The sequence below is a fragment of the Arthrobacter sp. CAL618 genome (assembly GCF_000468215.1).
GTDB lineage: Bacteria > Actinomycetota > Actinomycetes > Actinomycetales > Micrococcaceae > Arthrobacter_D.
Genome location: NZ_ASZW01000254.1, coordinates 31,048 through 42,921, shown reverse-complemented (window position 1 = coordinate 42,921; position 11,874 = coordinate 31,048). Strand labels below are relative to the sequence as shown.

Below are 11,874 nucleotides of genomic sequence, written 5' to 3'. Positions count from 1 at the left end.
TGGCAGGGGGGCAGCCGGTGCAACGCTTTCCAGAATAGTGGGGATCCCGTCGTCGACGGCGATGGTGCGCAACTGCGCCATCCACGTGCGAACCGGCGACGGCGTAAGGTTGTCGATTCCCCTGATCACCTGTGACGAGGCAATGGATTGGGACAGGAAGGGCATGCCGAGCGTGCCAATACTGAAGGCCAGCATGGACATCACCAGTGCAGCAACCACCACATTCACGACGCCGCCGAGCAGCCGGTCGACCATCCGGATCGGACGGAAATCGAGGGCACGGCGAATGGCTCCACCGAGCCGGGAGCCGAGGGCCTGGCCAAGGACCACCAGGACGAATGCTGTGAGGATGATGGCGGGAAGGCGCCAGGCGTCGTCCGGCACCCATTCGCTGACGAGAGGAATAGCGAAAAACGCAGCTATCGCTCCGGCAACGAAGCCCGCGATCCCGCCGAGGGTCACCAGGAACCCGTTGCGGAGACCGGCAACGAGATACCCGACCAGTGCCAGCACCAGCAGGATGTCCAAGATGGTGAAGTCCGGCACGTGCGCTCTCCCTGATCATCGGGAGGCGCGACGCCTCCGTTACCCGACTGAGTCTATCCGGCGGTACTGACAATCTCCTGAGCGCATGTTGAACCCCTTTTTTCAGGCCGTTGGGCGGGAAATCTGGGCGTTTCCGCCCAAATGGGAGGCAAATAGGCTATTCCGACGGCGAACACGCGTGTAGCAGGTGTCACAAGTTCGTTATGTACGGCAAGATGGAATGAGCCGACAATTTATCAGGAGATTTCATGGACATCGAGGTACTGCGCCGCGCGCCACTCTTCGCTTCGTTGGGCGACGACGTTTTCGCCGCACTCACCGACGAGCTGACCGAAGTGGATCTCTCCCGCGGGGCATCTGTCTTCCGCGAAGGAGATCAGGGCGACCAGCTGTATTTCATTGTGTCCGGCAAGATCAAGCTCGGTCGCACCGCGCAGGACGGCCGCGAGAACCTGCTGGCAATTCTTGGCCCGGGCGAGCTGTTCGGTGAGATGGCATTGTTCGATCCCAGCCCTCGAACGGCCACGGCCACCGCCGTTTCCGAGACGCGCCTCGCCGGATTGAAGAATGAGAACCTGCGGACCCTCCTGGAAACGCGTCCCGAGGTTTCGGCCCAGCTGCTGCAGGCCTTGGCCCGCCGGCTGCGCCGTACCAACGAGTCGCTGGCTGACCTGGTGTTCTCCGATGTCCCGGGCCGCGTTGCGAAGGCCCTGCTGGATCTGGCGGACCGGTTTGGCCGTCCGGCCACCGACGGCATCCTCGTTGCGCACGAGCTGACTCAGGAAGAGCTTGCCCAATTGGTCGGCGCTTCCCGTGAAACCGTCAATAAGGCTCTCGCGGAGTTCGTGCAGCGCGGGTGGCTGCGCCTTGAGGCGCGCGCCGTCGTCATCCTCGACATCCAGCGGTTGCGTCAGCGCAGCCGCTAGCATCACACCCTCATAAGTCCACGAAAAGACCGGGAGCACCACGCTCCCGGTCTTTTCTGTGTGGCCTTTTATTAGGTCGCGATGTGGACGCTCCCTTTTGCTGGAACAAAAGCCTTGGCTAGGGTTTCTACACAGCGTAGAATTCTTTCACGCATCGTGCGGAACGGGATGAATTCCATCATCTGCCGCCATGCAGGGGTTCACCTTCTGTGCAAAGGAGCACAACCATGATTCCTGATGACCTGACCCAGAGCCAGTTCGACACTGTCTACAACTTGCTCTCGCTGGTTATTGCTTCACAGCTATTCACGGCCGTTTTCCTCATCCTCGTTCTTCCCCGCGTCCTTCCCCGGTACCGGCAGGCACTTGTCATCGCAGCAATAGTCTGCGGCATTGCTGCCTACCACTACTTCCGGATCTTTGACTCGTTCAAGGAGGCATTCGTCACGGATGCTGTCGGCGGACGCGGGACGTACGCGCAAGCTGAGGGCGCGTCGTTCAACGAGGGGTACCGGTATGTGGACTGGCTACTGACGGTGCCACTGCTGCTGGTGGAACTCATCGCAGTTCTGGCCCTCGCCCGAAAAGTGCAAACCAGCCTGCTATGGAAACTGGTACCCGCTGCGACCCTGATGATCGTGCTCGGATACCCCGGAGAGATCAGTAGCTCAGACAGCGTAAGAGTCCTGTGGGGGATCCTCTCCACAATTCCCTTTATCTTCATCCTGTACGTATTGTTCGTCGAACTGACGAAATCGCTTGATCGCCAGCCTCCGCAGGTCCGGAAGCTCATCAGTCGCCTTCGGATCCTGCTTCTCGCGAGTTGGATCGTCTACCCGCTCGCATATGCGCTGCCGCTACTTGGCATCTCAGGCGCCGACGCATGGGTCCTGAAGCAAGGCGGGTACTCCATCGCTGATATTGCGGCTAAAGCAGTCTACGCACTGATTATTTATCGCATCGCGAGACTGAAGTCCTATGCTGACGACCCCGCCTTCGCGCGGATCGAGGAAGGACATGAGCCCTTTGAGGAATCGAAGGTATCCCGGAAGCCGCGCTAGGGCAGTTCGGCCCTGAGCCGACCAGGGGAGGGCGGTGATGGCCACGCTAACGACCGCGTTGGCCGGATCCGCCCTCGGTGGCCACCGAACAAGCGACCTCAAGCATTGGATCCGCCTCCTCGGAGGGTGTCATCAGATGCGGGTAATAAACCTTCATGGGCCGTTTGTGACTCAAATAAGCCACGCAACCCTTCGAAGACCCAATCTTCTCCAGGATCAGACGGACCGCTGGTACGGTCAGCTCATCCAGCGCACGGCCCACCGTGTTGGGCTGGCCCACTTCATCGCCCAATGTGGTGGCTTCGGCCTTCGCGACTTCCCTGGATGCGCAGCGCCATTCACCCCACAAACCCTTACTCGCGAGCGCCGTAGCTTCCTGGCCAGTCGGCTGGGCCGCCGCAAAATAGTGGGTGTCGAACCGGCGGTGAGCGTAATCGGGGCTGAGCCAGTGCGCAAGCGGTTTCAGCAAGTCGGTGCGGAGCCCCAGTCCCCGGCGGGCCAGGATGTCCGAGAATGACCGTTCCTGGGTGGCAATGTCTTCACGGGCCTTCATCCACTCAGGGTTCCTACTGCCGTCGACGAGGGACACGGCATCCGGTCCAGCCAGCAGCACACCGGTCTCCTCGAACAGTTCGCGGATGGCTCCGACCACGTGGCGCCGCGCCACAAACAGGTCATCGATCCCCATCGCCTTTGCCCACTGGGCAGGGGTGGGCCCAAACCAGACGACGTCGTCGTCGTCGGACTCCTCGATGCTGCCGCCGGGAAACGCGACGATCCCCAGTGGGGATTCGCCACGCCGGTATGAAAGGTAAGTTTCAGTCCCCGGAGGGGCATCGCGGATCAAGACCACCGACGACGCCAGGCGGGGTTTGACCGGCGTCCGCTCGCCGTGTTCGACCCAGCTTCGCGCTGCGCCCAACTGGTCTTCGGGAACTGGAAAAAGGCGGTTACTAATGTGGCCCACAGGAATCAGACAAACTCCGCGATAATCTCGACTTCCACCGGCGCATCGCGGGGAAGCACTGCGACGCCGACGGCGGAGCGAGCATGAGCACCGGCGTCGCCGAGCACCTGCCCCAGCAGATCGGACGCACCGTTAATAACCTGAGGCTGGCCCGTGAAGCTGGGATCGGAGGCGACAAACCCGACCACCTTCACGATCCGGCTAATCCGGTCCAGATCCCCGATCTGGGACTTGATCGCGGCCAAGGCGTTCACCGCGCAGGTCGCTGCGTACTCTTTCGCAGCCTCCGGCGTCACCTCGGCACCAACCTTGCCCAAAGCTGGGAGTTCACCGTTAATAAGCGGTAGCTGCCCGGCGGTGAAAACATAGTTGCCCGTCACCACTGCCGGGACGTACGAAGCCAGTGGCTGCACGACGTCCGGGAGAGTGATTCCGAGATCCAGCAGCCGCTGTTCGACAGCTGATGTTGGGTTGTCGGTGCTGGTCACGACTGGTTCTTCTCTCGTTTCAGATAGGCGACGAGGCCTTTGCCGTCCGGTCCGGGAACTACCTGCACCAGTTCCCAGCCGTCCTCTCCCCACTGGTCCAGAATCTGCTTCGTGGCGTGGATGATGAGCGGAATTGTGGAGTACTCCCATTTGGTCATGGTTCACAGACTAGCGCGTGCTTGTAAACTGGAGTAATGGCTGCTCGTAAATCACCGATCTTTGACACAGCAACCACCCTGGGGAAGATGATTGCGTTTCTCGGAATCAGTGCTTTGAGCGGGGTGCTTGCTGCGGGTCTACTGGTCCCAGTTGCTGCGGCAGCGGGTACCGGTGCTTCCGCCTCGATTCAGTTCTTCGAAGAGCTGCCGGCGGAACTCGAGCGTGGGGCGCTGGCCCAGCCATCGAGGATTCTCGCTTCGGACGGGACGCTGATCGCCACCCTGTATGAGGAGAACCGGCAGCCAGTCACCCTCGACCAGGTTTCCCCCAACATGGTGAACGCCCTCCTCGCCATCGAAGACGCCCGGTTCTACGAGCACGGCGGCGTGGACCTGCAGGGCATCATGAGCGCCGTCGTGAGCAACGTCAGCAGCGACACCACCCGCGGCGCCTCCACCATCACCCAGCAGTACGTCAACAACGTCCTGATTGATGCCAGCCTGCAGAGCGGTGACGGATCGGTCACTTTCAGCGGCGGCAAGACTCTTGGCGACAAGCTCCGCGAAGCAAAACTGGCCATCGCCGTCGAAAAGGAGCTCAGCAAGGACGAAATCCTTGAGGGCTACATGAACATTGTGCCGTTCACCGGCACCACCTATGGCGTGCAGGCAGCATCGAGATACTTCTTCAACGTCGAGGCAGCTGATTTGAACATCCAGCAGGCGGCCCTCCTCGCAGGCGTGGTCAATGGACCCACCTTCTACAGTCCGGAACTCAACCCGGAGCGCTCCCTGGAGCGCCGCAACTTGGTGCTTGGCGCCATGCTGTCGAACAGCCACATCACCCAGGAAGAGTACGACGCCGCCGTCGCCACCGACCTCGGGTTGGACATCACCCCCACGCTGAGCGGCTGTGTCGGCGCGGAGCAGGCACCGTACTTCTGCGACTACGTCACGCATCTGATCCTGAACGATCCCGCCTACGGCGAATCCCTTGAAGCACGCCAGGACACCCTGTACCGCGCGGGGCTGACGATCACGACGACGCTCGATCCGGCGGCGCAGACTGCTGCCCAGACAGCCATCAATGAAACCGCTGGCCGCGAGACCACCGACCCCTCGGTAGGACACTCGATGGTCAGCATGGAACCCGGAACCGGCGACATCCTGGTGATGGCACAGAACACCAGGTACATGCCTGGCACCGAGCCGGGCGATTCGGTGCTGAACTTCAATGTTGATCAGTACAGCGGCGGAGACCCCAACCAGCCCTTGGGCGGTGTGGGAGGATTCCAGCCCGGATCGACCTTCAAGCCCTTCACTGTCGCTGCCTGGCTCGAAGACGGCCGGGCGTTGAACACCACCATCGACGGCCGCAAGAGGATCTACCCCCAGTTCGATGAGTGGGAGGCAAGCTGCTATCCCGACGGAAAGTACGTCCTGCCTGATGAGGACGGGTACGAACCGCAGAACTACGGGGACATCAACTACGGCAGCTACACCGTCCTTGAAGGACTGGCCCAGTCGTACAACACCATCACCATGGAGACGGCACGTCAGATCGATCTCTGCATGCCGTTCCAGATTGCCGCGGATCTAGGTATCCACGATGGAAAGAGCGCCGACGGGGATTACACACCGTTGACAGTGTCACCTTCAGCCCTTATTGGCGGCGGAACTGAGGTTTCACCGCTCTCGATGGCCACCGCGTACGCGGCATTGGGGGCCGAGGGGATGACCTGTGAGCCGCGGGCGCTCACTGAAGTGGTAGCCGTTGACGGCACCAGCTTCCCCGTTCCTGAAGCGGCCTGCGAACAGGCGATTCCCGAGGAATTGGCTCGCGGAGTGAACTACGCCACCGAGGCTGTCATGGAGCGAGGCTCGGGTCAGCTCCTGGAGTTCGGGGACATTCCCATGGCCGGCAAGACAGGAACCAACGATGCCCGGTCCCAGACCTGGTTCATGGGGTACAACTCGGGCATGGCAACTGCCACCTGGCTGGGTAACTGGAAGGCGAACAGCGTCAGCTTGGGCGAATTGCAGATCGGCGGCCAGATTTACCCCGAAATTGATGGTTCGTTCATTGCGGCTCCGTCCTGGGAGCGGTTTATGCAGCAGATACCTGGGCTGCACTCGGGAGAACCCTTCACCGACCCCCCGCAGCGGATGCTCAACGCGCAGCGTCCCACCATTCAGACCCAGCCAGGCAACGGCAACCAGACCGGGAGGCCCGGGGATAACCAGGGCAGTCCAGGGAACAGCGGCCCTCCTGCTGATCCCCCACCGGGAAACAGCCCAGAGGACCCAGACAACAACGAAGACGAAGGCTAACCCTTGGGTTCATCGAAGCTGCTCGACGCCACTACTATCGCGTTGGGAGGAACCGCAGCGGTCGCCGTAGCTGGCCTCGGGTACGCCTCCCTAGTGGAACGGAACCTGTTCCAGCTGCGGGAGGAGACCCTGCCGATCCTTCCGCCGGGCAGCCGCCCGCTGAGGGTCCTGCACCTTTCCGACATTCACATGGCGCCCCGGCAGGCCGCCAAGACCTGGTGGCTGCAGGGACTGGCCCGGCTGGAACCGGACCTGGTGGTGAACACCGGCGACAACCTCAGCCACCACAAGGGTGTCGAGCCGCTGCTTGAGGCGCTCGGCCCGCTAATGCAGTTTCCCGGCGTGTTTGTGCCCGGGTCCAACGACTATTTTGCGCCAGTGTTGAACAACCCGCTGCGGTATTTCTCTGGCCCGTCGAAGCACCGCACCGGGCGGGAGCCGAAGGCACTCCCCTGGGCGGAGCTGTTCAGGAGCTTCGGGAACGCAGGCTGGATCGACCTGTCCAACCGGTCGCAGTCGGTGGCCATGGGCAACCTCCGGCTCGACTTCACCGGGGTCGACGACCCACACATCGATCGCGACTCCTACGCCGGCTACCCGGCGGGCAGCAGCACTTCTTCCGACGCGCGGCACCTGAAGATCGCCGTCGCGCACGCCCCCTATCAGCGGGTGCTGGACTACTTCACCGACGGCGGCGCGCACCTGATTCTCGCCGGCCATACCCATGGCGGGCAGGTCTGCATTCCGGGCTACGGCGCCCTGATCACCAACTGCGACCTCCCCACCTGGCGAGCCCGCGGCCTGACTGACTGGGAGCACAAGGGACGCAGCATACCGCTGAACGTGTCAGCGGGAATCGGGACGTCGCGGTTCGCGCCGGTCCGCTTTGCCTGCCGACCCGAAGCAGTGCTGCTGACCCTCACCGAACGGTAGTTTGGGGCCGCTGACGCAGCGGCAAAGCTCTGACATAGGATAGTTGCTACGGGACACGAAATGTCCCTTCCGGGTAGATCCGCCTCTGAAATGTCAAAGACAGAAGTATGCCGACTCAAACCACCCTGTGGGAATCGCTCAGCCGACTCTACCCACACATCAAGCCCATCCTGCCGCGGCTGATCCTGGGCCTCGTCTGCGCGCTCGGCGCGAGTCTGATGGCCCTTGCCATCCCCCAGGTCTTCCGCGTGCTGATCAACGATGCCCTCGCCGTCGGAGGCGCGACGTCGACCGTCTGGATTGCCGCTGGCGTGGTCCTGCTACTGGGCATCCTCGAAGCAACCTTCGTTGCACTGCGGCGCCAGTTCGTCATCGCCCCGGCGACGACCGTTGAAACCAACATGCGGACGTCGTTCTATCGCCATTTGCAGGATCTCACCGTCGCCTTCCATGACCGTTGGGGTAGCGGCCAGCTCCTCTCACGCGCCATGACGGACCTGAACCTGATGCGCCGGTGGATGGCGTTCGGGCTGATCATGCTGGTGGTGACGTCGCTGACCGTGGTCATCGGCGTCGTCATCATGTTCCTCACCTCGTGGGTGCTGGCCCTGATCTTCCTGGCCGCGGCGCTGCCGATCATGATCTACGGCTTCCGGTTCCGCACCTCCTACAGCAAGGTTTCGCGGAAAAGCCAGGACCAGGCCGGCGACCTTGCCACCACCGTCGAGGAATCCGTCCACGGCATCCGGGTGCTGAAAGCCTTTGGCCGGAGCCGTGAGGCCCTCGAAGGATTCAACCTGCAGGCCGAGGAACTCCGGCAGACCGAGATCTACAAGGCACGCTCGCTGGCCAACTTTTCGTTGATCGTCACCCTGCTGCCCGAGCTGGCGTTGGGCGCCTCACTGGTGGTCGGCGTGCTGTTCGCCGCCAACGGTGACCTCTCGATCGGCGCCCTGGTGGCCTTCTTCGCGACGGCCGCCGTGGTCGCTACCCCGGTTGAGTTCATCGGCCCGCTGCTCGCCATGACCTTCACCGCCAAAACGGCCATCGACCGCCACTACGAGGTCATGGAGTCCGTCAACACCATCACCGATCCCACGGAGCCGGTCCGGCTGATCGATCCCCGCGGCGAAGTGACCTTCACCGATGTGCACTTCCGCTACCCCGACGCTGAGGAGGGCACCGCCGATGTGCTCAACGGCATCAACCTCACCATGCGTGCCGGGGAGACGATGGCGCTGGTAGGCGTAACCGGGTGCGGCAAGAGCACCCTGCTGCAGCTGGTCCCCCGCCTCTATGAGGTGACCGGTGGGTCCATCGCCATCGACGGCACTGACCTGCGGAGCATCTCCATCGCCGATCTGCGCACCCATGTGTCGGTCGCCTTCGAGGACACCACGCTGTTCTCCAACTCGGTCCGAGAGAACGTCCTGATGGGCGCGGAGCCGCGGGATGGAAAACACGCCGAGGAGATCCTGGCTGAGGCGCTCGAGGTCGCACAGGCGCACTTCGCATATTCGCTGCCCGACGGCGTCGACACCCTGATCGGGGAGGAGGGCTTGAGCCTTTCCGGCGGCCAGCGGCAGCGGATTGCCCTGGCCCGGTCCATTGCTTCGAAACCTCGGGTGCTGGTGCTCGACGACCCGCTCTCGGCCCTGGATGTCCGCACCGAGGAACTGGTGGAGGAAGGCCTGCGCAAGGTTCTCCTTCACACCACCACCCTGATTGTCGCCCACCGGCCGTCGACGGTTGCCCTCGCCGACCGGGTGGCCCTGCTCGAGGACGGCCGGGTGACCGACGTCGGCACCCACACCGAGCTGCTGGCACGCAACACGCATTACCGATACGTGATCGCGAGCCTCCCTGATGGCCCGACCGATCTGGACACGGAGCTTGAAGACTTCGAGAACGACGACGAGGGGGCGCTCACGTGAGCACATCACCACAGCCGAATAACGGATCGGCACCCACCGGGGGGACGTCGTCGGGCGTGACCAACGAGGACGACGTCCTCCTGTCCAAGGCCCAGAACAGGTCGGTCCGCTCGCGGTCCTTCCGCCTGCTGGGGTCTCTCATCAAACCCAACCGGCGCCAGTTCATCTGGACCATTTCCCTGGTGGTCGGGTCGCAGGCAGCCCGGGTCGCCGGCCCGGCAATCATCGCGTTCGGCATCGACAACGCCCTGCCATCGCTGCTCGACGGTGACCCGATCTACCTCTGGCTCGCCGGCCTTACCTACCTGATCGCGGCAGTCCTGACCGCCTTTTTGACGGCCGGGTATGTCCGGGCGACGGCGCTGCTCAGTCAGGCGATGCTGCTGGATTTGCGGTTGCGCGTCTTCAGGCACACCCAGCGGCTCAGCCTAGAATTCCACGAGAAGTACACCTCGGGTCGCATCATCTCCCGGCAAACCTCGGACCTTGAGGCGCTGCGCGAACTTCTCGACTCGGGCGTGAGCTCCCTCGCCTCCGGCGTCATGTACATGCTCTTCACCGCGATCACCATCTTCGTCCTGGACTGGCGGACGGGTCTGCTGATCCTCGTCGCCGCCGTGCCAATGTTCTTTCTGGCGCGCTGGTACCAGAAGCACTCCCAGATCGCGTTCCGTGCCTCCCGGGTGGTGTCTGCGCGGCTGATCGTCCACTTCATCGAAACCATGACCGGGATCCGTGCCGTCAAGGCTTTCCGCCGCGAGGAAGTCAACGCCTCGAAGTACGACGAGCTGGCCGAGGACTACCGCAAGGTCACCGTCCGGTCCATCAACCTCAACGGCGTCTTCCAGCCGGGTCTGGTGCTGATCGGCAACGTCACCGTTGCGGTGGTCCTGCTGGTCGGCGGGTTCCGGGTCCTTGACGGCACTCTGGCGGTCGGCGCCCTGCTCGCCCTCCTGCTGTACAGCAAGCGGTTCTTCCAGCCCGTCGATCAGATGGCCATGTTCTACAACTCGTTCCAGTCCGCGTCGGCGGCGCTGGAGAAAGTGTCGGGGCTGCTCGAGGAGGTGCCCACGGTGCGCCCACCGAAAAACCCGGTGCCGCTGAAAGACCCTCGGGGAGCAATTGAGTTCGACGGCGTGGAGTTCCGGTACGGCGACGGCCCGGTCATCCTGCCGACCATGGACCTGAAGATTCCGGCCGGGCAGACCATCGCTCTGGTGGGTCAGACCGGTGCCGGGAAGTCCACCCTGGCGAAAGTGATCGCCCGGTTCTACGACGTGTCCTGCGGCAGCATCGCTCTCGACGGCGTCGACATCAGGGAGGTCGATCCCCGTGACCTGCGGCGCGCCGTCGTCATGGTGACGCAGGAAGCGTTCCTGTTCAGCGGCAGCGTGGCGGACAACATCGCCCTGGGCAAGCCGGAGGCAAGCCGCGAGGAGATCGAGGAGGCTGCCCGCTCGGTGGGCGCCGACACGTTCATCACATCCCTGCCCGAGGGCTATGACACCGACGTCAACAAACGTGGCGGTCGGGTGTCCTCGGGGCAACGGCAGCTGATCAGCTTCGCCCGCGCGTTCCTGGCGAACCCTGCGGTGCTGATCCTGGATGAGGCCACCTCGTCCCTGGATATTCCCAGTGAGCGGCTGGTGCAGGAGGGTCTGCAGAAGCTGCTGGGCAACCGCACCGCGTTGATCATTGCGCACCGACTGTCAACCGTGTCGATTGCCGACCGGGTGCTCGTGGTCCACGACGGCAAGGTGGTGGAGGATGGCACCCCGGCAGAGCTCATTGGCGGCGACGGGCGCTTCGCGACCCTGCATGCGGCCTGGCAGGAGACGCTCGTCTAGTTTTGCTTCTTCGTGTGCTCGGGTACGCTTTAGAGGTTGCTCTGCTGGCCGTTTCTGACGTTCGCTGAGCAGCATCGGGGTGTGGCGCAGCTTGGTAGCGCGCGTCGTTCGGGACGACGAGGTCGCAGGTTCAATTCCTGTCACCCCGACCAGAGTCGCTTTATTCGAACCATGGTTTGAATAGACCGACTTTAGTTTGAACAACAGAGATGGCGTCGAGAAATCGGCGCCATTTTTGGTATCCGGGAACTGCCCGGCAATTACGCCTGAAACGCCCAAAACCGCCCCTTTTTCGGACGATTGGGTCGATCCGTGGCCGGACATCGCCAACGCGGGTTTGATCGAACGGTAGGCCGCCTGGGCCGCGAAGATGTCGTCGAACGGTTGATTCAGGTCCGATCCAACTGAGCCGTCCTGATCCACAAAGAATCGGTGATAAAAGGATTCGTTGAGAAGCCGCCGGACCTTATCTGTTGCCTTCTCGTAGTAGGACTTCGGATCGGCGATCTGGTCAATCGCCTTGGCGAGAAGCTGGCCGCCCACCGCGATCTGCTCGCCGATGTTCGCCAGGCTGTCTTCGATGCGGGAGCGTTGAACGCGCAGCTCATGCATTTTCTCCCGGACCTTTGACTGCGGCAGGATGCCATCGGCCGCAATGTCGACGAGCCGACTCTCCTTGGCCT

General features: G+C 62.7%; 10 protein-coding genes, 1 tRNA gene and 1 pseudogene. 8 read left to right on the top strand and 4 right to left on the bottom strand.

All coding sequences use genetic code 11. The annotated features are described in order from the left end of the window. Positions 1-159: 159 nt before the first annotated feature. Positions 160-513 (bottom strand): annotated as a pseudogene (locus K728_RS22030) (CvpA family protein); the annotation flags it as partial. A gap of 281 nt (positions 514-794) precedes the next feature. On the opposite strand from K728_RS22030, the gene K728_RS0115430 reads away from it, so the two are divergent. Further along, positions 795-1,472 (top strand): Crp/Fnr family transcriptional regulator, encoded by a 678-nt coding sequence (locus K728_RS0115430; RefSeq protein ID WP_019483148.1) that lies wholly within the window; start codon positions 795-797, stop codon positions 1,470-1,472. A gap of 227 nt (positions 1,473-1,699) precedes the next feature. Beyond that, on the top strand, positions 1,700-2,533 hold the full coding sequence (locus K728_RS0115425) for a bacteriorhodopsin-like (RefSeq protein WP_019483147.1): 834 nt from the start codon (positions 1,700-1,702) through the stop codon (positions 2,531-2,533). 46 nt (positions 2,534-2,579) lie between these two features. On the opposite strand, the gene K728_RS0115420 is transcribed toward K728_RS0115425, so the two are convergent. The 3 genes from K728_RS0115420 to K728_RS21045 are packed head-to-tail and all read right to left on the bottom strand — an operon-like array spanning position 2,580 to position 4,146. After that, positions 2,580-3,500 carry a hypothetical protein gene (locus K728_RS0115420; RefSeq protein ID WP_019483146.1) on the bottom strand — a complete coding sequence of 307 codons (921 nt, stop codon included), beginning with the start codon at positions 3,498-3,500 and terminating at the stop codon, positions 2,580-2,582. Positions 3,501-3,505: 5 nt separating this feature from the next. Beyond that, on the bottom strand, positions 3,506-3,988 hold the full coding sequence (locus tag K728_RS0115415) for a RidA family protein (RefSeq protein WP_019483145.1): 483 nt from the start codon (positions 3,986-3,988) through the stop codon (positions 3,506-3,508). Continuing rightward, a complete protein-coding gene (locus tag K728_RS21045; RefSeq protein WP_019483144.1) occupies positions 3,985-4,146 on the bottom strand; it encodes a DUF4177 domain-containing protein in 162 nt (53 codons plus the stop codon). Before K728_RS21045 ends, K728_RS0115415 begins: the two co-directional genes overlap by 4 nt. A 36-nt stretch (positions 4,147-4,182) precedes the next feature. Between K728_RS21045 and K728_RS0115405 the strand changes: the two genes are divergently transcribed. The 6 genes from K728_RS0115405 (at position 4,183) to K728_RS21040 (ending at position 11,821) form a co-directional block, all read left to right on the top strand. Next, a complete protein-coding gene (locus K728_RS0115405; protein ID WP_019483143.1) occupies positions 4,183-6,477 on the top strand; it encodes a transglycosylase domain-containing protein in 2,295 nt (764 codons plus the stop codon). A gap of 3 nt (positions 6,478-6,480) precedes the next feature. Beyond that, entirely contained in the window at positions 6,481-7,410 is a 930-nt protein-coding gene (locus tag K728_RS0115400; protein ID WP_019483142.1) for a metallophosphoesterase, read from the top strand. Positions 7,411-7,517: 107 nt separating this feature from the next. Next, positions 7,518-9,344: an ABC transporter ATP-binding protein gene (locus K728_RS0115395; RefSeq protein WP_019483141.1), complete on the top strand. Its 1,827-nt coding sequence runs from the start codon at positions 7,518-7,520 to the stop codon at positions 9,342-9,344. Next, on the top strand, positions 9,341-11,191 hold the full coding sequence (locus K728_RS0115390; RefSeq protein WP_019483140.1) for an ABC transporter ATP-binding protein: 1,851 nt from the start codon (positions 9,341-9,343) through the stop codon (positions 11,189-11,191). Before K728_RS0115395 ends, K728_RS0115390 begins: the two co-directional genes overlap by 4 nt. 75 nt (positions 11,192-11,266) lie before the next feature. Next, a tRNA-Pro gene (locus tag K728_RS0115385) sits at positions 11,267-11,343 on the top strand. A gap of 280 nt (positions 11,344-11,623) precedes the next feature. After that, positions 11,624-11,821 (top strand): hypothetical protein, encoded by a 198-nt coding sequence (locus K728_RS21040; protein ID WP_024477233.1) that lies wholly within the window; start codon positions 11,624-11,626, stop codon positions 11,819-11,821. Positions 11,822-11,874 lie beyond the last annotated feature (53 nt).